The sequence below is a fragment of the Aeromonas sp. s10 genome (assembly GCF_040907975.1).
Lineage (GTDB): Bacteria > Pseudomonadota > Gammaproteobacteria > Enterobacterales > Aeromonadaceae > Aeromonas > Aeromonas caviae.
The window spans coordinates 57570-82344 of the sequence record NZ_JBFOCV010000053.1; the positions used below are offsets into that span (position 1 = coordinate 57570).

General features: G+C 62.3%; 23 protein-coding genes. 9 read left to right on the forward strand and 14 right to left on the reverse strand.

Translation table 11 applies throughout. From position 1 onward, the window contains the following. Nucleotides 1–75 precede the first annotated feature (75 nt). Nucleotides 76–1104 (reverse strand): 16S rRNA (guanine(1207)-N(2))-methyltransferase RsmC, encoded by a 1029-nt coding sequence (gene rsmC, locus AB5Y59_RS20300; RefSeq protein WP_042014854.1) that lies wholly within the window; start codon nucleotides 1102–1104, stop codon nucleotides 76–78. A gap of 278 nt (nucleotides 1105–1382) precedes the next feature. Between rsmC and dapA the strand changes: the two genes are divergently transcribed. The 3 genes from dapA (at nucleotide 1383) to AB5Y59_RS20315 (ending at nucleotide 4770) form a co-directional block, all read left to right on the forward strand. Continuing rightward, nucleotides 1383–2255: a 4-hydroxy-tetrahydrodipicolinate synthase gene (gene dapA / locus AB5Y59_RS20305; RefSeq protein WP_039040606.1), complete on the forward strand. Its 873-nt coding sequence runs from the start codon at nucleotides 1383–1385 to the stop codon at nucleotides 2253–2255. 95 nt (nucleotides 2256–2350) lie between these two features. Continuing rightward, on the forward strand, nucleotides 2351–3997 hold the full coding sequence (locus AB5Y59_RS20310) for a diguanylate cyclase (RefSeq protein WP_041211732.1): 1647 nt from the start codon (nucleotides 2351–2353) through the stop codon (nucleotides 3995–3997). Nucleotides 3998–4179: 182 nt separating this feature from the next. Beyond that, nucleotides 4180–4770, forward strand: coding sequence for an HAD family phosphatase (locus AB5Y59_RS20315; RefSeq protein WP_043152842.1), 591 nt, complete (start codon nucleotides 4180–4182; stop codon nucleotides 4768–4770). 136 nt (nucleotides 4771–4906) lie between these two features. Here the strand turns inward: AB5Y59_RS20315 and hfq are convergent, their stop codons facing one another. Beyond that, on the reverse strand, nucleotides 4907–5266 hold the full coding sequence (gene hfq / locus AB5Y59_RS20320) for an RNA chaperone Hfq (protein ID WP_039040603.1): 360 nt from the start codon (nucleotides 5264–5266) through the stop codon (nucleotides 4907–4909). 176 nt (nucleotides 5267–5442) lie between these two features. Between hfq and AB5Y59_RS20325 the strand changes: the two genes are divergently transcribed. The 3 genes from AB5Y59_RS20325 to AB5Y59_RS20335 are packed head-to-tail and all read left to right on the forward strand — an operon-like array spanning nucleotide 5443 to nucleotide 8922. Next, a complete protein-coding gene (locus AB5Y59_RS20325) occupies nucleotides 5443–6714 on the forward strand; it encodes a paraquat-inducible protein A (RefSeq protein WP_043152840.1) in 1272 nt (423 codons plus the stop codon). After that, nucleotides 6707–8353 (forward strand): intermembrane transport protein PqiB, encoded by a 1647-nt coding sequence (gene pqiB, locus AB5Y59_RS20330; RefSeq protein ID WP_069651939.1) that lies wholly within the window; start codon nucleotides 6707–6709, stop codon nucleotides 8351–8353. Before AB5Y59_RS20325 ends, pqiB begins: the two co-directional genes overlap by 8 nt. Then, nucleotides 8353–8922, forward strand: a complete 570-nt coding sequence (locus AB5Y59_RS20335; protein ID WP_102948910.1) for a membrane integrity-associated transporter subunit PqiC — start codon at nucleotides 8353–8355, stop codon at nucleotides 8920–8922. Before pqiB ends, AB5Y59_RS20335 begins: the two co-directional genes overlap by 1 nt. A 54-nt stretch (nucleotides 8923–8976) precedes the next feature. On the opposite strand, the gene ompA is transcribed toward AB5Y59_RS20335, so the two are convergent. Further along, the gene (gene ompA, locus AB5Y59_RS20340; protein WP_109111770.1) at nucleotides 8977–10008 is read right to left on the reverse strand and encodes a porin OmpA; all 1032 of its coding nucleotides are present in this window, start codon (nucleotides 10006–10008) and stop codon (nucleotides 8977–8979) included. 279 nt (nucleotides 10009–10287) lie between these two features. Then, complete coding sequence (locus AB5Y59_RS20345; RefSeq protein WP_368212566.1) at nucleotides 10288–11295, reverse strand: SGNH/GDSL hydrolase family protein; 1008 nt, start codon at nucleotides 11293–11295, stop codon at nucleotides 10288–10290. Nucleotides 11296–11529: 234 nt separating this feature from the next. On the opposite strand from AB5Y59_RS20345, the gene AB5Y59_RS20350 reads away from it, so the two are divergent. Next, the gene (locus tag AB5Y59_RS20350; protein ID WP_103243754.1) at nucleotides 11530–11910 is read left to right on the forward strand and encodes a YgiW/YdeI family stress tolerance OB fold protein; all 381 of its coding nucleotides are present in this window, start codon (nucleotides 11530–11532) and stop codon (nucleotides 11908–11910) included. A 57-nt stretch (nucleotides 11911–11967) separates the two neighbouring features. On the opposite strand, the gene mltC is transcribed toward AB5Y59_RS20350, so the two are convergent. The 5 genes from mltC to AB5Y59_RS20375 all read right to left on the reverse strand — a co-directional run bounded on the left by mltC (nucleotide 11968) and on the right by AB5Y59_RS20375 (nucleotide 17039). Then, nucleotides 11968–13071 carry a membrane-bound lytic murein transglycosylase MltC gene (gene mltC, locus AB5Y59_RS20355; RefSeq protein WP_010675743.1) on the reverse strand — a complete coding sequence of 368 codons (1104 nt, stop codon included), beginning with the start codon at nucleotides 13069–13071 and terminating at the stop codon, nucleotides 11968–11970. Between the two features lie 119 nt (nucleotides 13072–13190). Beyond that, nucleotides 13191–13463, reverse strand: a complete 273-nt coding sequence (locus tag AB5Y59_RS20360) for an oxidative damage protection protein (protein ID WP_010675742.1) — start codon at nucleotides 13461–13463, stop codon at nucleotides 13191–13193. Next, a complete protein-coding gene (gene mutY / locus AB5Y59_RS20365; protein ID WP_202007043.1) occupies nucleotides 13460–14545 on the reverse strand; it encodes an A/G-specific adenine glycosylase in 1086 nt (361 codons plus the stop codon). Before mutY ends, AB5Y59_RS20360 begins: the two co-directional genes overlap by 4 nt. A 167-nt stretch (nucleotides 14546–14712) precedes the next feature. Continuing rightward, complete coding sequence (gene exeB / locus AB5Y59_RS20370; protein WP_201890339.1) at nucleotides 14713–15396, reverse strand: GspB family T2SS assembly factor variant ExeB; 684 nt, start codon at nucleotides 15394–15396, stop codon at nucleotides 14713–14715. Beyond that, the gene (locus tag AB5Y59_RS20375; RefSeq protein ID WP_010675739.1) at nucleotides 15396–17039 is read right to left on the reverse strand and encodes an ExeA family protein; all 1644 of its coding nucleotides are present in this window, start codon (nucleotides 17037–17039) and stop codon (nucleotides 15396–15398) included. The genes exeB and AB5Y59_RS20375 overlap by 1 nt, the downstream gene beginning before the upstream one ends. 229 nt (nucleotides 17040–17268) lie before the next feature. On the opposite strand from AB5Y59_RS20375, the gene AB5Y59_RS20380 reads away from it, so the two are divergent. Beyond that, nucleotides 17269–18507 (forward strand): multifunctional CCA addition/repair protein, encoded by a 1239-nt coding sequence (locus AB5Y59_RS20380; RefSeq protein ID WP_042014847.1) that lies wholly within the window; start codon nucleotides 17269–17271, stop codon nucleotides 18505–18507. Between the two features lie 101 nt (nucleotides 18508–18608). On the opposite strand, the gene AB5Y59_RS20385 is transcribed toward AB5Y59_RS20380, so the two are convergent. Next, entirely contained in the window at nucleotides 18609–19874 is a 1266-nt protein-coding gene (locus AB5Y59_RS20385; RefSeq protein ID WP_039040595.1) for an inorganic phosphate transporter, read from the reverse strand. A 25-nt stretch (nucleotides 19875–19899) separates the two neighbouring features. Next, nucleotides 19900–20580, reverse strand: a complete 681-nt coding sequence (locus tag AB5Y59_RS20390; RefSeq protein WP_010675736.1) for a TIGR00153 family protein — start codon at nucleotides 20578–20580, stop codon at nucleotides 19900–19902. 169 nt (nucleotides 20581–20749) lie between these two features. On the opposite strand from AB5Y59_RS20390, the gene AB5Y59_RS20395 reads away from it, so the two are divergent. Next, nucleotides 20750–21703: an inorganic triphosphatase gene (locus AB5Y59_RS20395; RefSeq protein WP_368212567.1), complete on the forward strand. Its 954-nt coding sequence runs from the start codon at nucleotides 20750–20752 to the stop codon at nucleotides 21701–21703. 77 nt (nucleotides 21704–21780) lie between these two features. Here AB5Y59_RS20395 and AB5Y59_RS20400 read toward each other — a convergent pair whose 3' ends face one another. The 3 genes from AB5Y59_RS20400 to AB5Y59_RS20410 form a co-directional block, all read right to left on the reverse strand. Then, the gene (locus AB5Y59_RS20400; RefSeq protein WP_010675734.1) at nucleotides 21781–22251 is read right to left on the reverse strand and encodes a glycine zipper 2TM domain-containing protein; all 471 of its coding nucleotides are present in this window, start codon (nucleotides 22249–22251) and stop codon (nucleotides 21781–21783) included. A gap of 131 nt (nucleotides 22252–22382) precedes the next feature. Then, complete coding sequence (locus tag AB5Y59_RS20405) at nucleotides 22383–22835, reverse strand: N-acetyltransferase (protein ID WP_010675733.1); 453 nt, start codon at nucleotides 22833–22835, stop codon at nucleotides 22383–22385. 137 nt (nucleotides 22836–22972) lie between these two features. After that, nucleotides 22973–24775: an aminopeptidase P family protein gene (locus AB5Y59_RS20410; RefSeq protein ID WP_322131131.1), complete on the reverse strand. Its 1803-nt coding sequence runs from the start codon at nucleotides 24773–24775 to the stop codon at nucleotides 22973–22975.

Below are 24775 nucleotides of genomic sequence, written 5' to 3' on the forward strand. Positions count from 1 at the left end.
GTAAACGTTTTCTTGGTACCTTAACAGATCCCGTCTGGCACTCTCTACTTGTTTTATTACAACCGTTGCACTTCTTTAAGCTTTGCTCAGATACACCTTGAATTTGGCATCGCCCGCGATCACCTCGGTCTGTTTGAAGTGCGCATCCAGTATAGGCTGGTATCGCAGGAAGGCATTGGCGACTATGGTCAGGGCGCCATTTGCGGTCAGGTACTCAGGTGCCTTTGCCAGGAAGGTTTCGGTGGCGGCGTAGAAGGTCTTGAGCCCGGCATGGAAGGGGGGATTCGAGACAATCTGTTGGAATGTTTCGGCAATGTCGGAATAGACATCGGAGGCATGAACACGTCCGCTCAGACCGTTGACCGCCAGGGTTCGGCGGCTGGACTCCAGTGCCAGGGCATTGATATCCACCATGGTGACGGCCAGGGCCGGGTTGCGCTTGGCCAGCACGGAACCGATGACGCCAGCGCCGCAGCCAAAGTCGAGCAGCTTGCCCGTCACGGGGGGGAGGCTCGCCAGCAGCATCTGGGTGCCGAGATCCAGGCCGTCTGCACTGAAGACCCCGGGCAGGGCCATGACGGTCAGGGTGGTGTCGCCCGCCTGGCACTCATAGCGACTGAACCAGGCGTCCAGCTCGAAGGGGACGACCGGTTTGTCGAGCGTGCCGTGGTAGAGAGAGCAGCGGCGCGCAGAGTCGCGCTTGATCGGTTTCTCGCCATAAGGTGCCAGCAGCTTGTCTGCCCCGTTGATGCCGCCCCGGTTCTCGCCGGCGAGGAACAGGTCGGCCCCGCTTTCGAGCAGCGGCGTCATCATGGCCAGCAGGTATTGCGCCTCGGCCTTGGCCTTGGGCATCAGCAGCAGCAGGGCATCGAATCGGGGGGCGCCCCCCAGCTGGTGATCGAACAGGATGGCGTCTCCCAGAACGGCCTGCTGGCTGCGGTAATAGCAGTAATCCGTGGTGAAGACGGTCAGGCTTTGTGCCAGCTCGGCCAGTTGACGAGGATAATCATCCTCCAGGGCACCGCACACCAACAGCCGCTTGCCGACAAAGAGGGCTTGGTTACGTTCCAGCATCTGACTGACGGCACTGACAGGACGGCTCATTGGGTCTCTCCACGCATTTTTGGGCGGCCATTATACATGGCCGCTTTCGCCTTGACATTTATGCCGTGTTCCCGAAATATGCCCAGACGCCTTATTTACCCAGAGATGATGCAATGCGGTCATGCGTATCGAAACGAAAGCATAAACACAGCCTGACAATCGGGCCTGCTGGCGTGCGCGCGTAACCTCTCATCCCTGAGACGATTCAAGCCCCGGTAGCGACTCCCGTACCGGGGCTTTTTATTGACCAATCCATCTGTTTAGGAGAAGGAAATCCCATGTTTCAAGGTTCGATAGTTGCCCTGATCACCCCATTTCGACAGGGCCAGCTGGACGAGGCCGCACTGGCTCGCCTGGTGGAGTGGCACATAGAGCAGGGAACCCATGGCATAGTGCCGGTCGGCACGACCGGGGAGAGCCCGACCCTGACCCACGATGAGCATTGCCGCGTGGTGGAGCTGGTGGTCAAGCTGGTGGCCGGGCGCATTCCCGTGATCGCAGGTGCAGGCTCCAACAACCCGGTTGAAGCCATTGAATACACCCGCTATGCCGAGCAGATGGGGGCGGATGCCACCCTGCATGTGGCCGGTTACTACAACCGCCCCAATCAGGAAGGGCTCTACCACCACTTCAAGGCGGTGCACGACGCCACCACCAAACCCATCATCGTCTACAACATTCCGCCCCGCGCCATCGTTGACGTGCAGCCGGCGACCCTGGCCCGTCTGGCCGAGTTGCCGCGCATTGCCGGCGTGAAGGATGCCACCGGTGATCTGGCCCGCCCCTGGGTTGAACGCCAGCTCATCAAGAAGCCGTTTGCCTGGCTCTCCGGTGAAGATGCCACCGCCGTGGCCTACAACATCGGTGGTGGCCAGGGTTGCATCTCGGTGACGGCCAACGTGGCCCCCAAGCTGGTGGCCGAGGTGCAGAACTTGGCGCTGGCCGGTGAGTGGCAAGCTGCCCGCGAATTGCAGGACAAGCTCATTCCGCTGCACCAGGCCATGTTCGCCGAGCCGAGCCCCGCAGGGGCCAAGTATGCGGTCTCCCTGCTGGGTCTGTGCAGCGAAGAGTGCCGTCTGCCGGTGATGCCGCTCTCCGAGGCCACCCGCGAGCGCATCCGCAGTGCCATGCAGGCATTGAATCTGTTGTAAAAACTGGGCTCTGGATCTCGCTTTTGATTGCCAGGTCAATTAATGGCCGGGCTTTGCCGATATACTCGCTTGGATACAACCAAGGATGATTTGGCATGGAAGAATGGGATCCGGAGCACTTCACCAGTTTTGAACATCTCTGTGAAGTGACCTTGTCTGCGGTCAGGGAAAAAACAGAGGCTGAACAGATCTATCTGTGGCTGCGTGCTCCGACGCCCCAGCTCTATCACTATCGCCCGGAACAGGGTCTGCTCTGCCTGAGCGCCGACATCCTCTCATCCCTCGAGTTGCCCATCCTCTTCATCGAACGTTCCCTTGCGCTCGGCCAGTTGCTGGTGGAGCCCATCGCGCCGACCCGTGCCATCTGGGAGCGGGAGAGCGTCGAACCCGAGATCCCGCGCCTGCGCGCGAGCTTCCCCCTCAAGCGTCACAAGGGGCTGGAGGCCGTGGTCTATCTGGAAACCCGCCGTCGTCTCGATCGCCTGCCAAGACGCCAGCAACAGAGCATCCAGCTGCTCATGCATTATCTCGCCGCCGAGCTCGAGAGTCGGCGACTCGCGGGACAGGTGGATCTGGAGCGGGATCAGCGGCTCCACACCCAGGCAGACCTCGTGCGCAGCCAGGCCCTGCAGGACTCTTTCCTCAGCATGCTGCAGGCGCTGCATCAGGTGGGGGTCAAGCTCTCCCGCTGCGAGAGCGAGGATCGTTTGCTGCACGACGCGGTGGCACTGGCCCGCCAGGAGTTGCAGTTCGATCGCATCGCCATCTTCCTGACTGACAGTGAATTCAAGACCATGCACGGTACCTGGGGTACCAACGAGGCGGGTGAGCTCATCGACGAGCGCCATTTCATCAGCCCCATTCCGGATCACCCCACGGTGCAGGAGGCGCTGCGTCGCAAGGACTATGTCCTGGTGCTGGAGGACACGCCTCTCTATTACGAGAAGCAGGAGGTGGGTCGCGGCTGGAACGCCATGGTGTCGCTCTGGGACGGGAGTACCCCCATCGGCTGGATCGCCGCCGACAACCTGCTCTGGCGGCGCCCCCTCAAGGCGTATCAGAGCGAGATCTTCAAGCAGTATGCCGCCGTGCTCTCCCAGTTGCTGATCCGCCAGCGCACCCAGGAGAAGCTTGAGCGCTTCAATCGGGAGCTGGAGCTGAGGGTGCAGGAGCGGACCCGGCAACTGGCCGATACCAACCGGGCGCTGGAGGAGGCCAACCGGCGCCTCTCTCTGCTGTCTCTGGAAGATCCCCTGACTGGCATCGCCAACCGCCGCCAATGGGACATCACCATGGAACGGGAGTGGGAGCGGGCTCGCCGCCATCAGGGCGTGTTGGCGGTGCTGATGATCGATGTGGACGAGTTCAAGTCCTACAACGATCACTTCGGCCACGGCAAGGGGGATCAGTGCCTGCAGCGGGTGGCGGCACTGCTGCAGGACACCGAGCGGCGGCGCACCAACCTGGTGGCCCGCTATGGGGGGGAGGAGTTTGTCATCCTGCTGTGTTCACCGCAGCCGGGAGAGGCGGAGCGGCTGGCGGAGCAGATCCACCACGGCCTTGACGCCTTGCAGATTCCCCATCCGGCCTCCCGGGTGGCGGCGACACTCACCGTCAGCATCGGGTTCAGCTATCTGGTCCCGTCATCGGACAAGGAGTGGCAAACCCTGACCGAGCAGGCGGATCAAGCACTCTATCACGCCAAATCCCAAGGGCGGGCCTGTACCCTGGCCTATCGCTGACACCTGCGTGGGGGCTGCCTGCCCGGCATCAGATCCATGCTGATCTGTATACGTGCGGGCTTTCAGATCCACGCCGCCCTGTATAAATGAGGTGGCAAGCGTTTCTCGCCATCTGGCGCATGGCGATGCGCCCGCGCTCTGGCTAGAATGGGTGCCCATTTTTCACAGACAGATCCTGCACCATGACCCTATCCGGATTTCAAGGCCTGGTTTTCGACCTCGACGGCACTCTGGTGGACTCCATGCCCTTGCACCTGGCCGCCTGGGAGCACACCGCCCGCGAGTTTGGCTTTCGGTTCGACGCCGACTGGTTTTATGAGCTGGGAGGCATGCCCAGCCGCAAGATAGCCCTGCTGGTGGCCGAAGTGCAGCAGATCGCGCTGGATCCCCTGGTGGTGACACGCTGCAAGACCGAACACTATGTCGCCAACCTGCACAAGGCCACCCCCTTCCCGGCCATGCTGGATCTGGTGGAACGCTATCACGGCCGGATCCCCATGGGCATAGGGACAGGCTCCCCCCGCATAAATGCCGAAGCGGTGCTGCGCAACACAGGGTTGGATCGGTATTTCCCCGTGGTGGTTACCGCCGACGACGTGGAGCTGCACAAACCCCATCCAGACACCTTCCTGCTGGTGGCGCGACGCCTGGGGGTCGAGCCCGGTCAATGTCTGGTGTTCGAGGACACGGGCATAGGCGCACAGGCCGGTGAAGCGGCCGGCATGCAGGTCTGCATGGTCAGAGAGGGAAAACCGGTCGGGTTGACCTGCTGAGTGACGAAGACGAGCGGGTCAACAACCGGCTCGGGAGAGAAGCCCCACTCTCATACGGGACAGGCAAAACATGAGAGTGGGGAGCAAATGTCACTGGCTGACGCAGCGACACCATCAGGATGGGCGGGGGCGAGATTTACTGCTCGCTGCCACCACCCTGGTTGTCGTCATAACGGCTGGGGGCGCCATGGGGGCGAGGCGCCATGGAAACCCGTGGCTTGCGGGCTCGCTGGATGCTGACGGCAGGACGGCCGGAGTGCATGGCAATGGTGGAAATCTTGGCCTTGTAGACCAGTTGCTGATTGCCATGGGCATCGGTCAACAGCACGCTGTACTGGTCAAAACCGCTGATGGTCCCCTCCAGCTTGATGCCGCTCACCAGGAAGATGGCGACCTGGCTACGGTTTTTGCGCAACCAGTTGAGGGCAGAATCTTGCCCGTTCCCGAGGGAGAAGGCCTGCTCGATAGTGGAGTAGCTTGGGGATTCAGTTGTCATAAATTATTGTCCCGCGGAAAAAAAGTGGCGTTTGATTGTGCTAAATGGTCACTGCCTTGTCAAAGTCATTCTCACTCCCGGGCAGGATGGACAACGACAGGGCTGGTCGGCAGGGGCCGCTGCTGCAATAATTGGCGGCTCTGGCCCCGTGGCGGGCCTCATGCTGGGGTCTTATCTTGCATCCGGTTTCACACCAACATCCACCCACCTATACCCATGACGCGACCGCCTGCGAAGAATGTGACCTGCTGGTGCCGGCCACCGAGCTGGCCGTGGGGGAGACGAGCAGTTGTCCGCGCTGCGGCCATACCCTGACTCGTCATCTGCCGGAGCAGGAGCGCAGGCCCATCGCCTATGGCTTTGCGGCCATCATCATGTTCGTGCTCTCCAACGCCTTTACCTTCATGTCGTTCTCGGCCAAGGGGGTGGGGCAGGAGATGACCTTCCTGCAGTGCATCACCACCCTGGTGGATCAAGGCTACCTGTTCCTCGGGGCCGTGCTGAGCATTACCCTGATCGGGTTGCCGCTGGTCTATATCGGCTCCATCATGCTGGTGCTGTGGCGCCTGGACAAGGATCTGCACAGCAAGGCCCTGCGCTCCCTTGGCCGCCTGCTGTGCCGGATCAAGCCCTGGCTGATGGTGGACGTCTTCCTCATCGGGGTGCTCATCTCTCTGGTCAAGCTGATGGGGATGGCCGACATCAAGATGGGGCTGTCGTTCTGGGCCTTCGTTGGCTACACCCTGCTGCTCATCAAGATGATCTCCTCTCTGGATCGGATGTGGCTGTGGCAGCGGCTGTTCGGCCCGACGGCGGCGAGGGAGCTGGATCCCGAGGAGAGCGCCCTGTCGTGCGGTCTGGTGGGCTGTCACATCTGCGGCGCCCTGAACGAGCAAGATGCCCATAGTTGCGTTCGCTGCGGGGATCACCTGCATAGCCGCAAGCCGGGTGGTCTGAACCGCACCTGGGCCCTGCTGATCACCTCGGTGATCCTCTATGTCCCAGCCAACCTGTATCCCATCATGGACACCGTGTTCCTGGGGGATGACAGCCCCTCGACCATCATGGGCGGGGTGGTGCTGCTGTGGGCCATGGGCTCCTACCCCATTGCCGCCGTCATATTCTTCGCGAGCGTGGTGGTACCGCTGGTGAAGATCCTGGCGCTGCTGTGGCTCTGCTACGTGGTGCAGCGCGGCCAGGGGACATCTCCCCTCGGCAAGCTAAAACTCTATCGCATGACCGAATTTGTGGGGCGCTGGTCGATGATCGACGTCTTCGTGGTGGCCATCCTGGCCGGTCTCATCCGGCTCGACAATCTGATGACCATCTACCCTGGCCCTGCGGCCGTCGCCTTTGCCGGGGTCGTACTGGTCACCATGGTGGCTGCCATGAGTTTCGATTCCCGCCTGATCTGGGATTTACAACAAGGAGAACGCGAACGTGAGTGAGCGTAAGACAAGGTGGAAACCGGGCTCTGATTTCATGAGTTCGGCTGCCGCTATCTGGATGGTGCCTTTGCTGGCGCTCTTCATCGGCGCCTGGATGCTGTTCCAGCACTGGTATTCACAAGGGCCGAGCTTCACCCTGACGGTGGCGACCGCCGAGGGCATAGTGGCGGGCAAGACGGTGATCCGTTCTCGTGAAGTGGAGGTGGGCCGTATCGAGACCGTGGAGCTCAGCGAGGATTACAGCCATGCCGTGCTCAAGGCTCGCCTGACCAATGCCGCCGCCGGCATGCTCAAGAAAGACAGCCAGTTCTGGGTGGTCAAGCCCAGGGTCGGGCGTGAGGGCGTTTCCGGTCTTGGCACCTTGCTCTCCGGTGCCTATATCGAGCTTTCTCCCGGCAAGAAGGGCAGGGCGCGAAGCGAATACGCCATGCTGGACAGGCCACCCCTGGCATCCCTGGATGCCAAGGGATTGCGGCTCTCCCTGTCCAGTCGGGATGCCAACGCGCTGGGTGCGGGCTCCCCCATCAGCTATCAGGGATTCACCATCGGCCAGGTCGAAGAGGCCAAGTTCCTGCCCGAGAAGAGCGAGATGCAGTACCAGCTCTTCATCAACGCGCCTTATGACGTCCTGGTGAGCAGCAACTCCCGGTTCTGGTTGACGCCCGGCTTCGAGGTCTCCATGAGCAGCGAGGGGATGAAGGTGAAGATGGACTCGCTGGAGAGCCTGATCAACGGCGGCATCACCATGGGGCTGCCTCCCGGCTGGTTGCCGGGGGAACCGGTGAAACAGAACGACGAGTTCGTGCTGTTCAAGGACGAGGAGAGCGTGCTGGCCGGTAGCCTGGATCAGTTCATCGACTATGTCTTCCTGTTCGACAATGATGTGGGCGGGCTGCATCCCGGCGCGGCGGTACAATATCGCGGCATCCGGGTCGGTACCGTCATCTCGGCTCCCTATCTCATCGACGACAAGGGCGTCCAGCTGTTCAAGAGCCGGCAGATCCCGGTGTTGGCGCGCATCGAGGTGCAGCGTCTCTCCCACCGTTATGCCAATGCGGAGAAGGAGCAGTGGCGGGCCCTGTTCAACAAGCAGTTCAAGGAAGGGCTGAGGGCCAGCCTCAAGACCGCCAGCCTGCTGACGGGGGGCAAGGTGATCGATCTGAACTTCTATCCGGATGCGCCAGTCTATCAGCCGCTCAAGATGGCGGGCTATCAGGTCTTCCCGACCGCCCAGGCCGGGCTGGATCAGATCGAGCGCAAGGTGAACCTCATCCTCGACAAGTTCGTCGACATGGACATGGCCACCACCCTCACTCAGGTCAACAGCACCCTGATGACGCTGGACAAGACGCTCAAGCATGTCAGTGCCGTGAGTGCAAATCTGGAGCAGTTTACCGGTCAGCAGTCGACCCAGCAGTTGCCGGCCTCCCTCAACCAGAGCCTCAAGCAGTTGCAGGAGACGTTGCAGACCTATGATGCCGGTTCCCAGACCAATCAGGAGCTGCGTCAGTCGGTGCAATCCCTCAACCAGCTGATGAGCGAGTTGCAACCTCTGGTCCATTCACTGAACGAGCAGCCGAGTTCGCTGATCTTTGACCGCGCTCGTCCGCGGGATCCCGAGCCCAAGCGAGGAAAATGATGAAAAAACGGATGTTGACGCTGGCCTTGTTGGGCCTGCTGGCGGGATGTGGCAGTGCGCCGACGACGCTGCATTACTATTCGCTGGATGCCGACACGGCGCCGTCGAGTGTCACCACGGCGCAGCCGCAGCACCAGTTGGTGCTGCGCCCCGTCGCCCTGTCCGGTCAGCTTGACCGGATGAGCCTGGTCTATCAGCTGGAGGGCAAGGAGCTGCACTTTGCCGAGTACCATCGCTGGGCAGGTTCCCTCGATGCCCAGTTGAACCAGTTGACCCTCAATGGCCTCTCCAGCCGCTTGCCTGGCTGGGTGGTGCGTCAGGACGGGGCCCGCAAGGGGCCTGTGCTGAGCATCTCGGTCGAGCGTTTCCAGGGGCGGCACGACGGCCGCGCCCTGCTTAGCGGTCGCTGGCGCCTGCTGACGGAGGAGGGGGTCGTGTTGAGAGATGTTCCCTTCCAGCAGGAGCGGGTGCTGCCTGCCGATGGGTATGGCGCCCTGGTGAACGAGCTGGGACAGGGCTGGCAACTGTTGCTCGATCAGATTGCGGCGGATGTGCGCACGCGCAGCTGAGGGAGCATAAAAAAGACGGGAGGCCATGGCCTCCCGTTTTGTTTGGGGTCGTCGTTATTGCTGTACTTCCGAGACGCCCTGTACCTTGACCTCTACCCGGCGATCCGGGGCCAGACAGACGATCAGCTCGCGCTTGGATTTGCTGGTGCAGCTGTCGCCGGTGACGGGAGACTGCTTGCCACGCCCTTCCACATTGACCTTGCCGGCAGGCAGGCCCTTGCCAATCAGGTAATCGGCCACGGTCCGGGCACGCTGCTCGGACAACTTCTGGTTGTAGGCCTCGGAACCGATGCGGTCGGTATAGCCGATGACGGTGGCTGACCCGTCTTTGGGCCTGGCCTCTTCAATCTGGCTGTAGAGGGTATCCAGCGCCTGCCCGGCCTGGGGCTTGAGGGTGGCCTTGTTGAAGTCAAACAGCACGTCCGAGCTCAGGGTGAACTGTTTGTCGACCACCACCGGCTCGGGCGCCGGGGCGGGAGCTGCGACCGGCAGAGCCGGTGCAACCTGACCGAAGCGGTAGACGGCGGCCAGGGAGAGCAGGCCGTTGTCCATGCGCAGGCCGGTATCGTCACGGCTGCCATACGGGGTGCTGTACTGGTATTCGAGGCGGGCTGCCCAATCCAGGCTCAGGGCATACTCCGCACCGAGCGCGCCGACGAAGGTGAAGCGGCTGTCGTTTTCCAGCTGATCGCTGTCGGTCCAGCCATAGCCGCCCCCGACACGGCCGTAAAGGTCCAGATTGTCCGCAACCGGGAAGCCCAGTTTCAGCGTGAGCTGGGCCAGCTGGGCTTGCACGGAGTCATTGAAGGCCGCGCCATTGCGTGTGCCGCTGTACTTGAGCTTGCCAAGGTAGTCATAACCGAGTTCGACACCCAGATTCTGGTTGATCTGGTAACCGGCGAAGGCACCGGCGCCGACTTCATCGTCGTCTTTGTCGGTGATGGCGATGGCGTTGCTCTCATCGACACCGTAGAAGTTGGACCAACCCAGTTTGGCACCGCCATACCAGGTGTTGTCTTGTCCGGCTGCCTGGGCGTTGGCCGCAAGCAAGCCTGAAACCAGCAAGGTAATCAGTGTTTTGTTCATAGATGCCTCTGCAATCTTGTGTGTGGGGAGCGCGAATTCATGTCGCCTCGCCTCGTGGGTTGGGCCTGTGTTCGACCACAACACGTTTAAACGTAGCTTGCTTTTCTCGATCTACAAGCAACTGATATAAAACATATTGTGATATCCATCTGCATCATAGTGGAGACAGAAGACCGCCGGGGAACCGTGACTCGAATCTGTGATGGGTGTCATATGGGGTTGCTTGCCCTTGTCGGCAAGAGGGCCGGCGAAGCGCCGGCCCTGGCAGGATGGCCTCCGTTATCGAGGGAGGAATTCGTACTCCTGTTCGATGAAGGCGGCAGCCCGCTCGCTCAGGGCGGCGTGTACCACTGTGGTGGGGTGGACCTGGTCCCAGAACATCTTGCCTTCACTGTTCAGCTCGCCCGCACTGCGGCGCGCCATGGGCGTTGCGACGGCCTGAGCCAGCAGGGGGTTGCCGGCGATGGCAAGGCGCTCCTCGGGATTGAAGGGGGCCAGCCGACTGTCGGTGGCGGCGCTGCGGGAGGCGAACGGCTTCCACACATAGCCGCCGCCATAGCAGGCGTGCTCGGTGTCGCTCAGGCCGAAGTTCTGCGGCTCGCGCAGCATCTCGGCGAACTGCTTGTCGATCTCGAACAACTTCACCATGCCGGTGGGGGCCAGCTGGCGTGCCAGGTTCAGCAGCAGCTGGTTGTGGTAAGCGGAGACATGGCTGGCCGCCTCGACCACCTTTTGGCTGCGGGCCGAGGGGTTCTGGCCCAGATCCGGCAGGTTGAACAGCAAGATCTGCTTGGCGCCGTTCAATACCATGCGGTTGGCTGCATCGCTGATGGCATCGCGCACCCGCTTGGCATCCTGCTCGGTGTTCCAGCCATAGGCCAGGTAATCGTTGGCACCGACCCAGAGGATCACCAGATCGTCGGGCTTGAAGCTGTCCTTTTGCAGGAACTGGGTCACCTCGTAATCCAGGTTGTTGATGACCTGATACTTGGGATTCCAGGAGATCTTGTTGTAGGCCACGGCAGTGGCGCCCCCTTCCGCCTCGTTGGCGATGGCGAGGCCCGGGAAGTGCTGGTTGAGCTGCTCCAGCCAGACCGGGCCGTTGGAGAAGCGGCCCTGATGGTAGGGCGGGCTGGAGGGGAGGTAACCACGCATCTTGTCGTACATCTTGCCGGTATCGGAGAGGCTGTCGCCGAACATCACGATGCGGGAGAAGGGGGGACGCGTCTCGGCGGCATGGACCGTGAGGGCGAAGAGACCCAATAAACACAAAAGCCATTTGTTCATGTAGCTGTTCTCATGGATGGGGCAGGGCGGGCCTGCGGGCTGTTCCTCGATGGCGGCGGGCTGGGAACCCGCATGGCCAGGTGAAAAGGTATCCACTCGAATACATTATTGCAGCATGCCGTGGCCATTTAATCGCTTGCGATCACATCACTCCTCCCTGAATGGGGAGGCTTCACGTTTGTTTCACGCGCCCCCGGGCAAGATGCCCTCATACCGCAAAGACAGGAGCATGAAATGAACAACGCAAAAGCAATCGCCCTGGTGGCCCTGATGTCCGTCTCTTCCTTCGCCATGGCGGCCTACACCGGCCCCAAGGAGCAGAACAAGGTATCGGTCGCCCAGTTGAAAGACGTGGCCGATGATCAGTGGGTGACCCTGGAAGGCAAACTGGTCAAACACCTGGGTGGCGAAAACTACCTGTTCCGTGACGACAGCGGCGAGGTGGAAGTGGAGGTGGACGGTGACGTGTGGCGCGGTACCGAGGTGGGCCCTGACGATCTGATCCGCGTGCGCGGCGAGGTGGACCACAGCTGGAACAAGACCGAAGTCGAGGTGGAACACCTGGAGAAGGTGGGAGTAGCGCCCCTGAGCAAGGGCGGCTTCATCGCCAAGTAAGCTTTCAGGCCACAGTAAATGGGAAGGGCGCTCCGGGAGCGCCCTTCTTGCATGCCATCAGCCAGCCCGGCTTGCGACGGTTCGCTTGAACCCCTTCTCGGCCTGATTGACCTTGTAGAGATAGCGGCGAGCCTCTGCCTTGGGATGCTGTTCGGTCAGCACCTGATAGACGGCCTCGGGGGAGAGGCGGTTGATCATGCCGGGGGCCGCCTTGCGATCGTTGGAGAAGGTGTTGAGCACCCCTCCCGCACCACCGTTGTAGGCGGAGATCACCGCATAGCGGCGGGACTGGGGATCCTGGATATCCGCCAGATAGACGGTCTGCAGCAGGTGCAGGTAGGCGGTCCCCACATCGATGTTGTAGGCCGGATTGAACAGATCTTCCCTGGTCGGCTGGCCATCCTTGCCCTTGACCCTCACATAGACATCCCGCCCAGCGGTAGCCGGGATCACCTGCATCAGGCCATAGGCGTTGGCGTGGCTGACCGCATAGGGGTTGAAGCTGCTCTCGGTCTTGATCACCGCGTAGATGAGACTCTCGGCGACCCCGTACTTGCGGGAGGCGTCGCGGATGATGCTGGCGTATTTGTAGCCGCGCCTGTCTTCGTGGTTGGCCACCATGGGAATGTCGATGAAGAAGATGTTGCGGATCCCGAGGGTGCGCTTCTTCATCGCGTTGGCGATCAGATAGTCGGCATAACGCTCTGCACGCCAGCTGGAGCGGATCGCTTGTCCCTGGTTGTCCAGCACCTGGCCATAGAGGAAGGGCTCGCCACCTGGCATGATCTCACGGTCGGAATAGAGGTCGACCTCTGCCGGATCGTCCGGGGTCAGCAGGGTTTCGATGATGGCGCGACGCAGGTGGGCACGGGGATCCAGACCCGAGACGGTCTCCACCATGATGTGACCGCTGGAGAAATCGATGTGGGCGCGGCTCTTGTACTGATCCGTGTATTTGACGTAGTCAAACTTGCCCGCGAACAGCGCCTCGCGCCCCCATATCTCGTTCACGTTATGGGAGAGCGCACTGATCATGTGTTCAAAACCGCGCACGTCCTTGCCGTTGACCAGATCATCATCGCCACTCCCGCTGGTCTGGGGTGTGGATGAACAGGCAGAGAGAAACAGCAGGGCGCACAGCAGCCCAAAAAAACGACCCATAAGATCCTCAAACCGGGCGGTGGGGCCGCCCGTCACTGACTGGCCTGAGCCAGGATTGGTGTCACCCTGAGGCATGTCGACGACTCAGGGGGACGCTGGCCCTTTGACTCGATTCCCGCTCACTGGCTGGGAGGGGTGTAGCCGTCGATCTGGACTTCACCCGCGTCGAACAGATAGCTGACCATCTCTTTTTCCAGCAACTGGCGGTGCTCGAGATTCATCATGTTCAGCTTCTTCTCGTTGATCAGCATGACCTGCTTCTTCTGCCACTCGGTCCAGGCTTCCTTGCTGATGTTGTCGAAGATCCGCTTGCCGAGTTCACCGGGGTAGAGTTGGAAATCGAGACCCGGCGCTTCTTTCTTCAGGCGCAGGCAAAATACGGTACGGCTCATGTTGACCTCTGTGGTTGCAAGTCTGGTTGTAAGTCCGGGTAGGCGAGCAGACGGGCCGTGGCCGCCGCCAATCCCACCTCGGCAGGATGGCGTAAGTTATACCAGAGTCGGGTATCCGCTTCCATGAGCAGGGGGGCGGGCGGAACAGCCATTTCGATCAGCAAAGGGCGGATATCGAGGTGGAAGTGGCTGAAAGTGTGACGAAATCCAGCGAGCTCCTGATAGGCGGCATCCTCCAGCCCCAACTCCCGCAGTCGTCCGGTCACCTCGGTGAGGGATTCCACCTGCGGGAAGCAGTAAAGCCCGCCCCAGATCCCTTGCGGCGGACGCTTCTCCAGCAGCAGCTGATCGCCGTGGCGGATGATCAGCATAATGCCGTTGCGTGCCGGAATGCTCTTCTTCGGCTTGCTGTGAGGGTAGGCGGTGGGGTTGCCCTGCGACAGCCCCTGGCAATCGGCCTGCACCGGGCAGCGCTCGCAGGCGGGCTTGCTGCGGGTGCAGACGGTGGCCCCCATGTCCATCATGGCCTGGTTGTACTGGGCCACCCCGACGCGCGGGGTGAGGCGGGTCGCCAGCTCCCAGAGATCGTGCTCGACCTGCTTCTGGCCCGGCCAGCCCGCCAGCGCCAGCCAGCGGGTGAGTACCCGCTTCACGTTGCCATCCAGGATGGCGTGGGGTTGGCCCAGAGAGAGGGAGAGCACGGCCCCGGCGGTGGAGCGACCGATGCCGGGCAGGGCCATCACCTCTTCCAGTTGTTCCGGAAAGAAGCCGCCGTGCAGATCGCGGATCTGCTGGGCAGCCTTGTGCAGGTTGCGGGCGCGCGCGTAGTAGCCAAGCCCGGTCCAGTGATGCAGCACCTCGTCGATGGGGGCGTTGGCCAGGGCCAGCACGTCGGGGAAGCGGGTCATGAACCGCTCGTAATAGGGGATGACAGTGGCAACCTGGGTCTGTTGCAGCATGATCTCGGAGACCCAGACCCGGTAGGGGGTTTTATTCTGCTGCCAGGGCAGGGTCTTGCGGCCGTGGATCTGGTACCAGTCCAGAATGCGGGTGGCGAAGGTGGTGTTGTCTGAGTGGCTCACAGTGTGCTCATGTTCTGATGATAAGTCCGCCCGCCATCAGGAGGGCGATCCCCGACCCGGCGCATGGCAAAGGTCGAGTGTAGGTTATTGATTAAAAAGGGGAGCTCTCGGGCTCCCTCAGAATGGGCGCTGACCCTCCCGGGGGAGGGTCATCGGATGCCGGCAGATCAGCCGCGCCAGTCTTGCAGCGCCTTGAGGCTGGCATACTGGCCGCCGACCTGCAGGACGATGTAGTCCTGGGCGATGGCTGCCAGGATGACGCCGGGGGCGATCTCATTGCCCTCGCGCCACTCCCGTCCATTGAGCACGACGGCCCGCTTGGCCGGGTCGGAGGAGTAGTTGTGGGCACCATAGGTCAGGGACGGTACCTGCTGTTTCAGGGGCGGGGCCAGGGCGCCGAGGGGGATGGCACTGGTCTGGACCTGAGCCTGTGGCGCACTCTCTTCCACCAGCGGCGTGTTGTTGAGGGCGGCCATCAGCCGTTCTGCCAGACTCTGTCCCCCCTGGTTTGCGGTAGTTGCAGCCGGGGTTGCGGCAGGTCTTGGAGCGACCACGGGCTCCGGCAAGGGGGGCGGCAGCGGCCGGGTGATCATGGGCCTGGGTTCGACCCGCACGAAGGGGGGAGTCACCACTTCCTTCACTTCGACCTGCTGTTCCACGGGTTTGAGGTGATAGAGGTGCCAGCCATAGTTGGCTGCGGCGCCCATCACCAGGGCCAGGGGCACCAGGGCCCACCAGATCCAGCGGCGGTTGGGCTCCTCTTCCTGGCTCACGGGCAGACCCATGAGCGGCATATGGGGGGTGAACTGGGGCTGGTCGGCCCGGCGCAGGGCCTTGAGCAGGGTGGACATCAGGAGGCCTCCTCGACCATGGGATCCGTCTCATCATCCGCCACGCTGTCGAGATCGACCGGCGTACTGGCTCGCAGGGATTCATCCTCCAGCCTGGGCATGGGTTCGCCGGAGGCCACATTCAGCCGCAGCAGGGTGTTGCTGCCGGCGATGCCGTCCGGGGTCAGTCCCTGCTCGCGCTGGAACTGTTGCAGCTTGTTCTTGAGGGTGGCATCGAATCGACTCACCTTGCGATCGGGTTGCTGCATGGCGCGGCTAAGGGCGTTGTCCAGCCACTGCACCTGGGCAGCCCCGGCATTGCTCGCTATCAGGGGCACGTTGCCCCTGGGCATGCGCCAGAGCAGGGTGTAGCTGCCGCCCCAGGCGTCGGAGAGCCACTGCCTGTCCACCTGCCAGCTCTGGTTGCCGATGAGCAGGGAAGCCTTGTCCGCCCCCAGGCTGACCAGGGTGGCGTAATAGAGGCCGCCGGTCTCGTCGGTGAGACTGATGAGGGCCGGGTATTGCAGCGCCTGCAATTGCGCCAGGGAGGCTTCTCCCTCCTGGCAGCGCAGGCCCGCACGGGGGGCATTGTCGCAGGTTGCCTCCTCCAGCTCGGCCTGGTAGCCCCATACCTTGTAGAGATTCTGCATGGCGACGTCCGGCTCTAGCGCCTGATTGATGGCGCGGGTCAGCTGGGCCTGCTGCTCCGGCGTGTCATCCACCTTGACCGGTACCTCGACCTTGACCAGGGGGCGGGCTGGGAAGAATCCGAAGAATTGCCAGCCCCACCAGCCGGTGGCGACCAGCAGGGCGCCCACCAGGGCGACCGTGAGGCCGGATTGCCAGCTTCCCTCGTCGCGAATGCCGCTCACCTCATACGCGGACTGGCTGATGTCCCCGTGCACTATCTTGTGGCTGCCACGGGCGAAGGCGGCGATGAGGGCGCGGTCGCAGATGAGGTTGATGAGACGGGGAATGCCTCCCGAGAGGCGATGCAGGGTCTGGATGGCCCTGGGGGTGAAGATGGGCTGGACGCAGCCTGCCACCTGCAACCGGAAGCGGACATAGGCATCCACATCCTGGCGCGACAGCGGCAGCAGGTGATAGCGGGCGGTGATCCGTTGGGCCAGCTGGCGCAGCAGGGGCTGGCGCAGCATCTGTTGCAGCTCGGGCTGGCCGATGAGCACCACCTGCAGCAGTTTCTTCTCGTCTGTCTCCAGATTGGTGAGCAGTCGCAACTGCTCCAGCACGCCGGGCAGCAGGTGCTGGGCTTCATCCACCAGCACCACGCTGCGCTTGCCTGCCGCCAGATTCGCCAGCAGATGATCCCGGATAAGGTCGAACAATTGCTTGAGGCTGGCCTCTTCGCCGTAGGGCAACTGGAATTCGTCGCAGATGGCGGCCAGCAGATCCCGCTCGGTCAGAGAGGGATTGAGGATGTAGGCGATCTCGGTGTCGGCGGGCAATTGCTGCAGCAGGCAGCGGGAGACGGTGGTCTTTCCCGTACCCACTTCCCCGGTCAGCAGCACGAAGCCGCCACCGTCCTGCAACCCGTAGTTGAGGTGGGCGAGGGCCTCCCCGTGACGCTCGCTCATATAGAGGTATTTGGGGTTGGGCGAGATGGAGAACGGGGGCTCCGACAGACCGAAGAACTGTGTGTACATAAGGATCCATTCCATTGTTATGGGCGGCAGGTTAAAGCCTCCCAAAAGGGATGTCAAAGACCCGGATACCATAAGGGGAGCTGGCTCGAACCACGGGCTGAGTCGCCCGGGACGATGGCGGGAAGCAGCCGCCCGGCCGAGTGATGGAGAGCCCGGTGCGACGGGTGCACATCGTCTCTCTTGGCCAAAAGCGGTATCATCGGGGCAAGTTTATCGAGGGAGAGTGCGCGTGCAGATTTATCTGGTCGGAGGGGCGGTGCGGGATCGCCTGTTGGGATTGCCCCAGGGGGACAGGGATCACCTGGTGGTCGGCGCCACGGTGGAGCAGATGCTGGGTCTCGGATTCACCCAGGTGGGCCGAGACTTTCCAGTCTTTCTTCACCCCAAAACCCAGCAGGAGTACGCCCTGGCGCGCACCGAGCGCAAGCAGGGGCAGGGTTACACCGGCTTCGTCTGCCATGCCGCCCCCGAGGTGACGCTGGAGCAGGATCTGCTGCGCCGGGATCTCACCATCAACGCCATCGCCGAAGATGAGGACGGGCAACTGCACGATCCCTACGGCGGCGTGCAGGATCTGGAGGCGCGGTTGCTGCGCCATGTCTCGCCGGCCTTTGCCGAGGATCCCCTGCGCATCCTGCGGGTGGCGCGCTTCGCCGCCCGTTTCCATGCCCAGGGGTTCGTGGTGGCACCCGAGACGCAGGGGCTGATGCGCGAGATGACGGAGGCTGGAGAGCTGGCCCACCTGACCCCGGAGCGGGTCTGGAAGGAGCTGGAAAAAGTGCTGCTGGGGCCGACACCCCAGATCTTCTTCGAGGTGCTGCGCGAATGCGGCGCCCTCAAGGCGCTCTTCCCCGAGCTCGATGCCCTGTTCGGGGTGCCGGCCCCTGCCAGATGGCACCCGGAGATCGACACCGGCATCCACACCATGATGGTGCTGGCGCAGGCATGTCGCCTCTCCCCCGAACTGACCGTGCGCTTCGCGTCCCTCTGCCACGACTTTGGCAAGGGGCTGACCCCGCCCGCCTTCTGGCCGAGCCATCACGGCCATGGCCAGAAGGGGTTGCCGCTCATTCGGGATTTTTGCGAGCGCTTCCGGGTGCCGAACGAGTGTCGCGATCTGGCTCTGCTGGTGAGCGACCTGCACACCCATATCCACATTGCCTTCGAGCTCAAGCCCGCGACCCTGCTCAAGGTATTCGACAAGGCCGATGCCTGGCGCAGACCGGAGCGCTTTGCCCAGCTGCTCGATGCCTGTCGCGCCGACTTCCACGGTCGTACCGGCTTCGAAGAGAAGGTCTACAGCCAGCCGGACTATGTCGCTCAGGCCCTGGAGGCGGCGCAGGCTGTGCCGGTCAAGGAGATAGTGGCGGCCGGCTTCAAAGGGGAGGCAATCCGCGAGCAGCTTGCCAAGCGGCGGCTCGATGCCATCAGCCGGGTGCGCGACGAGTGGACCTTTATCGAGGAGTAAACGCCGCAGCCGATCGACGCTCAATCGACGGCGTGATATGGGCGAAGCATAAAAAAGCCCGGGTCAATGACCCGGGCTTTTTGTCGTGCGGCGTGGGCTGCTCAGGAGAAGCAGGCCTGCAGCACGTAGAAGATGGCGATGGCTAGGATGGCGCCCGCAGGCAGGGTGATGACCCAGGAGACCACGATGTTGCGCAGCACGCCCAGGTTCAGGGCCGCGATGCCCCGTGCCAGACCGACGCCCATGACGGCACCCACCAGGGTCTGGGTGGTGGAGATGGGCAGACCGGTGCCGGAGGCGATCACCACGGTGGCGGCAGTGGCCAGCTGGGCGGCGAAGCCACGGCTCGGGGTCAGGTGGGTGATGCCGGTGCCGACGGTCGCCATCACCTTCTCGCCCATGGTGGCCAGACCGATGACGATGCCGATGCCGCCAAGGGGGAGGATCCACCAGGCGATGTGGGAGCTGCCGCCGATCTCGCCGCCGGCCGCCACGATGGAGGCGACTGCAGAGAGCGGACCGATGGCGTTGGCCACATCGTTGGAGCCGTGGGCGAAGGCCATGGCGCAGGCGGTGATGATCATCAGGATGCCGAACACCTTCTCCACGTTGGCGAAGTGCATCTTGCTGTCATCTTTCGGGTTGTACTGCTGGCCGCGGATATAGATCCAGCCGGCAAACGCCACCGCGATGGAGATGGCGACGGAGAGCAGGGCACCCTCGCCATTGCTCAGGTGCAGACCGACGTGGGTCAGCCCCTTCTTGATGGTGACCAGGCAGATGACCAGGGACGTCAGGAACATGTAGAAGGGGACATAGCGCTTGGCGTTGTCCAGGGGGTTGTCCGTGTTGAAGATGAGCTTCTGCACGCTGATGAACATGAAGTAGGCGATGATGCCCGAGATGGCCGGCGTGACTACCCAGGAGCCGACGATGCCGCCAAACTTGTTCCACTGTACCGCTTCCGGACCGATGCTCACCACGGCGAAGCCCACGATGGCGCCGATGATGGAGTGGGTGGTGGAGACGGGCCAGCCGAAATAGGAGGCCAGGATCAGCCACAGACCCGCAGCCAGCAGGGAAGCGATCATGCCGAGCACCAGCAGATCCGGCGTGTCGGCAAAGGCGTTGCTGTCGATGATGCCGCTGCGGATGGTGGCCGTCACTTCGCCACCGGCCAGATAGGCACCGGCGAACTCGAAGATCATGGCGATGATGATCGCCTGACGGATGGTCAGGGACTTGGTGCCGACCGATGTGCCCATGGCGTTGGCGACGTCGTTCGCACCAATGCCCCAGGCCATCAAAAAGCCGAACAAGGCCGCCACGAGCACCAGGGTGGTGCCGTAATTTGCGATAATGTCCATTAGTAGTGTTTACCCAGTCAGTCGATTACGAACGAGCCAGCATCAATTCCAGACGGGCGCCAACGCGCTCTGCCTGATCAGCCAGGTCACCTACCCATTCGAGGATCTTGTAGAGGAACATAACGTCGATCGGATTGTATTTGTGCTCAACGGCTTGCAGCTGTTGGCGCAGTCCGATCTGCATGGTGTCAGTATCGTCCTCGATGAGATCCAGCTGGTGGATCATCTCGGCAACCATTTCAACTTCACGTCCTTTAAAGCCGGTTTCGAGCAGCTCATCGAGTTCTCCGATGGCTTTTTCGGCTTGGGCGGTCGCATCGATACAGCGTTTGAGATAGGCCATGAAATCGGCGCGCATCTCGGTGGGGAATTCCATCTTGCGGCCAAGCATGCGGCCGGAAATATCCTTGGCACGGTTGGCAATCTTGTCCTGCTGGGTCAAGAGCTCCAGCAGATCGGTACGGGCGACCGGCAGGAACAGGCCGCGGGGGAGTTTCAAGCGGATTTCGCGCTTGAGGATGTCCGCTTCTTTTTCCAGCTGGGCGATCTGTTGCCGGATCTTCTCGGCATCTTCCCAGCGGTCTTCGGCGACGGCATCAAAGAAGGGAATGAGCTGTTCGCAGCACACGTGAACCTTGACGATATGCTTCTGCAGCGGCTTGATGGGGGACTTGGCAAAAAGACCCAAAATAGTATTTACTGGCATGGCCAAACCTGTGTCGGTGAAAAAACACTCGATACGATTTTATGAGGGGCGCATGGTAACCGAACTGTGCCATCAATAAAACCGTGAATTAATCGTGAACTGTCGCTGGCATTATATCCTCGCGACCCTGAACATGCCCCCCAAAGTTGCCCGCCAGCCCGGAATGACTATGCAAACTGAGATCGAGATAAAGTTTTTCGTCACCAGCAATATTCAAGAATCCCTCTCCAACCTTCTGAATTCACTAGAGATTATTTCTTCCAATCAAGCCGCTCTTGGCAACGTCTATTTCGACACGCCCGACCTGGGTTTGCGTGGGCTCGACATGGGGTTGCGCATTCGTCGCAGCGATGATTTTTCCGAGCAGACCATCAAGTGCCGGGGGCAGGTCGTGGGCGGATTGCACGCCAGACCCGAGTACAACACCCCGGTAGAGGGAACCATTCCGACCCTGTCTGCCTTTCCTGCCGATATCTGGCCGAGTCTGGCGGTGCGCGATGAACTCCAGAGCCGTCTGGTGGCCCAGTTCAGCACCGATTTCCTGCGCCGCCACTGGCTGATCGCATTCGGAGATGCCGAGATCGAGCTGGCCTGGGATCAGGGGGAGATTGCCGGTGCCCTGGGGCGTACCGGGATCGACGAGCTGGAGCTGGAGCTGAAATCCGGCGATGCCCGCGCCCTGTTCACCCTGGCGAGCAAGCTGGCGGCGCTGGGAGGATTGCGGCTGGGTGCCCAGTCCAAGGCGCAGCGCGGATACAGGCTGGCTGGGCTTGGCAAGCCACTGGCCGTGCAGCCCCTGCAAAGGATTGAGGGCAAAGATCAGAAGGCCAGCATTACCCTGGGTATGCAGCACTGGCAGTATCATGAGCAACTCTGGCTCGAGAGTGGCGATGCTGGCGAACAACAACGGGCGCTGCATGCCCTGCTTGAGGGGGTATCCCTGGTTGCCGAGGCGGCAGGCACGCTGACGGTGCCCCCCTCCTGGCTGGCCGACCTGCAGGCGCAACAGCGTCTGATGATGCAGGTGGCCGGGGATCGTGCATCACTGCATGCCCTGTTCCACCATGCCGACCTGGTGGGCCTGCAGCTGTCCATCGCGGCCTGGCTGCATCTGGGGGAGTGAATCTTAAGTGGTGCAGAGCGCAAAAAGGTGAGCTCGGGCTCACCTTTTTTATGGCAGTTGCACCTTGAGCGGCGCTATCAGTTCACCACGGCCACGTTGATGGTGCCGTTGCCCTGGGTCATGCGGACCCGGGCGCCAGGCACAAAGGTGGGGCTGGCCTTTTGTACCACCACGATGGATTCGCCGTTCTCTTTCTTGATCTCGAGCTCGACCCCGTCAACCTGGTTGAGTTTGTCCCCTGCCGCCTTGCCGGCCGCCGCACCCGCGATGGCGCCACCGGCCGCCGCGATGTCACTGCCACGACCGCCGCCTATGGTGCTGCCGAGCAGGCCGCCGACCACGGCGCCGCCAATGGTGCCGATCAGGGAGTTCTCATCGGCCTGGATCTTGACGGGGCGGGTGGAGAGGATGGTGCCATAGCTGACGGTCTGTACCTGCTTGGCGCGATCCTTGGTGTAGACATCGCCGGAGTAGACGTCGCTGTTGGCACAGCCGGTGATGGCGGTGGTGGCCGCCAGCAGGGTGACGAGAGCAATACGTTTGAACATGATGGGCCTCCTGGGCGGGCATCGGATTAATCTGGTGATGAATTGCACTTTACGCCAACCAGATTGCGCATTAAACCCGCAAAGTGTAACCAATTATGTGGCCGGAAGGCTCCCGTGCCGGTGGTGGATGGTCAGGTCAGGGCTTTTTCCAGCAGCAGGCGATCCTCGCCCGGCCCGAAGTAGCCTCTCTCTTCTGCCAACTGCTGATAACCCAGCCTGAAGTAGAGGCGCTGGGCCGGATTGGCGGGATCAACGGTCAGTCTGACCCGCTCAACTTCCAGTTTCAGCAGTCCCTGCTCCACCTGCAACATCATTTGCTCGGCCAGGCCGAAGCCGCGCGCTTCGGGGCGCACCGCGAGGGAGAGCAGCCAGCCCTGCGACCGATCCTGACCAAGCCCCCCCAGGGCATAGCCCAGCAGCCGGCCTTCCCGCTCCGCGACGACCAGCAGTTCGGGCCACAGATCCATGGCCTGGCGAAAGAAGAAACCGGGGTAGACATCCTCGCCGAAGACATCGGCATCTATCTGCCAGATGGCGTGCATGTCGGTGTGGGTGGCAAGGCGCAATACGGGGGACGAGTGCATCGGGGCTCCTCTCATCGGGTCTCTGCTGCGGGGCAGCCAAAAAGGAGGCACAGGGTAGAAGGGGCGGGGAGTCGATGCAAGGGGGGCATTTGTGGCATGCCGCAGATAAAGAAACAGGGCCCGCAGGCCCTGTGTCATCAGAGGAGGCTGGTCGCCTGCTCCAGCCAGGCGAGATCCTCGCCCTCCAGCAGCGGGCTCAGACGACGGTAGACCTCCGCATGGTATTCGTTGATCCAGCGGAACTCCGCCGGACTCAGCAGGCTGCGATCGATGAGGCGGATGTCGAACGGCACATAGGTCAGTCGCTCGAAGCCCAGCATCGTCAGCTCGCCACGTGCCTCCTGTTCGGTCACCACCACCAGGTTTTCACAGCGGATGCCGAAGGCATCTTCCCGGTAGTAGCCCGGCTCGTTGGAGAGCACCATGCCCGGCTGCAGGGCCACCAGGCTGCCCTTGGGGGCGATGCGCTGCGGGCCTTCGTGCACGCTGAGGAAGTGGCCGACCCCGTGTCCGGTACCGTGGTCGTAGTTGTAACCGGCTTGCCACAGGGGCATGCGGGCCAGCACGTCGAGCTGGATGCCGGCAGTGCCGCGGGGGAAGCGGGCCTGATCCAGGGCAATATGACCCTGCAGTACCCGGGTAAACATGGCCCTGTGCTCGTCGGTCACCTCACCCACCTTGACGGTGCGGGTGATGTCGGTGGTGCCGTCCAGATACTGGGCGCCGGAGTCCACCAGATAGATGCTGTCCTGGCCGAAGGCCCGCGGGGTACCGTTGGTGTGGCGGTAGTGGCACATGGCGGCGTTGGGGCCGAGTGCCGAGATGGTGTCGAAGCTCGGCTCCACATAGTGCTCCTGCTCGTGGCGGAAGGCTTCCAGCTGGTCGGCCAGGGTACCTTCGTCCACCCCGTCGAACTCGCCGCTGGCGATCAGCCGATCCAGCCAGGCCAGGAAGCGGGTGACGGCAACGCCATCGCGCAGGTGGGCGGCACGCATGCCGGCCAGCTCCACGGGGTTCTTGCACGCCTTGGGCAGCATGGTGGGATCCTGGCCGGCCACCAGAATGGCGCCCGCCTCTTCCATCACGAGCTGGGTCCAGGCGTTGGCGGTGTTGGGGTCGGCCAGCACCTTCTGCTGATCCTCGCCGATGCGCTGCAACACGTCACCCAGCTTGTCGATGGGGTAGACGGAGACATCCTGCCCCACGTGCTGACTGAAGGCGAAGCAGTCGATCTTGTCGGTATCGACGAAGAAATCCATGGTGGTGTTGGCGTAGAGCACCGCAAAGCCCAGCACCACCGGCAGGCGTTCCACGTCGCGACCACGCAGGTTGAGCAGCCAGTTGATGGGCTCGGCCTGGGTCAGCAGCACCGCATCCAGCCCGCGCTTGCGCAGATCGCTGGCCAGCATTTCGCGCTTGGCCTGGCTGGACTGGCCCGCCAGCTCCTCGCTGTAGAGGATGACAGGGCTCTTGGTCGGAGCGGGACGATCGCTCCAGTGCAGATCGATGGGGTTCTCGTCGATGCGCACCAGCTCGATGCCGCGCTCGGTCAGCACGGCGTTGGCGTTCTGATACCAGGCCAGGCTGTGCAGGCGGGCATCGAAACCGACCCGGGAGCCTGAGGGCAACTGCTCCGCCAGCCACTGCACGTGGGGGTCTTCATTGAGGTGGAGAAACTCGAACAGCTCGGCCGGCGCCTGCATGCGCGCCTGCACGGTATAACGACCGTCGATGAACAGGGCCGCCCGATGCGCCATGATGATGGCGAGCCCGGCGGAGCCGTTGAAACCCGTGATCCAGTCCAGCCGCTCGGCATAGGCGGGAATGTACTCCCCCAGATGCTCGTCGTCGTGGGGAACGATGAAGGCGTCCAGCTCCAGCGTGGCCAGTGTGGCCCTGACCTGGGCGACGCGGGTTTCAATAATCTCGAAATGGTTCAT

Excerpts from the sequence above, each read along its gene's own strand:
- rsmC (WP_042014854.1), bottom strand. The coding sequence starts at position 1,104 with ATGAGCCGTCCTGTCAGTGCCGTCAGTCAGATGCTGGAACGTAACCAA.
- dapA (WP_039040606.1), top strand. The coding sequence starts at position 1,383 with ATGTTTCAAGGTTCGATAGTTGCCCTGATCACCCCATTTCGACAGGGC.
- AB5Y59_RS20310 (WP_041211732.1), top strand. The coding sequence starts at position 2,351 with ATGGAAGAATGGGATCCGGAGCACTTCACCAGTTTTGAACATCTCTGT.
- AB5Y59_RS20315 (WP_043152842.1), top strand. The coding sequence starts at position 4,180 with ATGACCCTATCCGGATTTCAAGGCCTGGTTTTCGACCTCGACGGCACT.
- hfq (WP_039040603.1), bottom strand. The coding sequence starts at position 5,266 with ATGACAACTGAATCCCCAAGCTACTCCACTATCGAGCAGGCCTTCTCC.
- AB5Y59_RS20335 (WP_102948910.1), top strand. The coding sequence starts at position 8,353 with ATGAAAAAACGGATGTTGACGCTGGCCTTGTTGGGCCTGCTGGCGGGA.
- ompA (WP_109111770.1), bottom strand. The coding sequence starts at position 10,008 with ATGAACAAAACACTGATTACCTTGCTGGTTTCAGGCTTGCTTGCGGCC.
- AB5Y59_RS20345 (WP_368212566.1), bottom strand. The coding sequence starts at position 11,295 with ATGAACAAATGGCTTTTGTGTTTATTGGGTCTCTTCGCCCTCACGGTC.
- AB5Y59_RS20350 (WP_103243754.1), top strand. The coding sequence starts at position 11,530 with ATGAACAACGCAAAAGCAATCGCCCTGGTGGCCCTGATGTCCGTCTCT.
- mltC (WP_010675743.1), bottom strand. The coding sequence starts at position 13,071 with ATGGGTCGTTTTTTTGGGCTGCTGTGCGCCCTGCTGTTTCTCTCTGCC.
- AB5Y59_RS20360 (WP_010675742.1), bottom strand. The coding sequence starts at position 13,463 with ATGAGCCGTACCGTATTTTGCCTGCGCCTGAAGAAAGAAGCGCCGGGT.
- exeB (WP_201890339.1), bottom strand. The coding sequence starts at position 15,396 with ATGTCCACCCTGCTCAAGGCCCTGCGCCGGGCCGACCAGCCCCAGTTC.
- AB5Y59_RS20375 (WP_010675739.1), bottom strand. The coding sequence starts at position 17,039 with ATGTACACACAGTTCTTCGGTCTGTCGGAGCCCCCGTTCTCCATCTCG.
- AB5Y59_RS20385 (WP_039040595.1), bottom strand. The coding sequence starts at position 19,874 with ATGGACATTATCGCAAATTACGGCACCACCCTGGTGCTCGTGGCGGCC.
- AB5Y59_RS20390 (WP_010675736.1), bottom strand. The coding sequence starts at position 20,580 with ATGCCAGTAAATACTATTTTGGGTCTTTTTGCCAAGTCCCCCATCAAG.
- AB5Y59_RS20395 (WP_368212567.1), top strand. The coding sequence starts at position 20,750 with ATGCAAACTGAGATCGAGATAAAGTTTTTCGTCACCAGCAATATTCAA.
- AB5Y59_RS20400 (WP_010675734.1), bottom strand. The coding sequence starts at position 22,251 with ATGTTCAAACGTATTGCTCTCGTCACCCTGCTGGCGGCCACCACCGCC.
- AB5Y59_RS20405 (WP_010675733.1), bottom strand. The coding sequence starts at position 22,835 with ATGCACTCGTCCCCCGTATTGCGCCTTGCCACCCACACCGACATGCAC.
- AB5Y59_RS20410 (WP_322131131.1), bottom strand. The coding sequence starts at position 24,775 with ATGAACCATTTCGAGATTATTGAAACCCGCGTCGCCCAGGTCAGGGCC.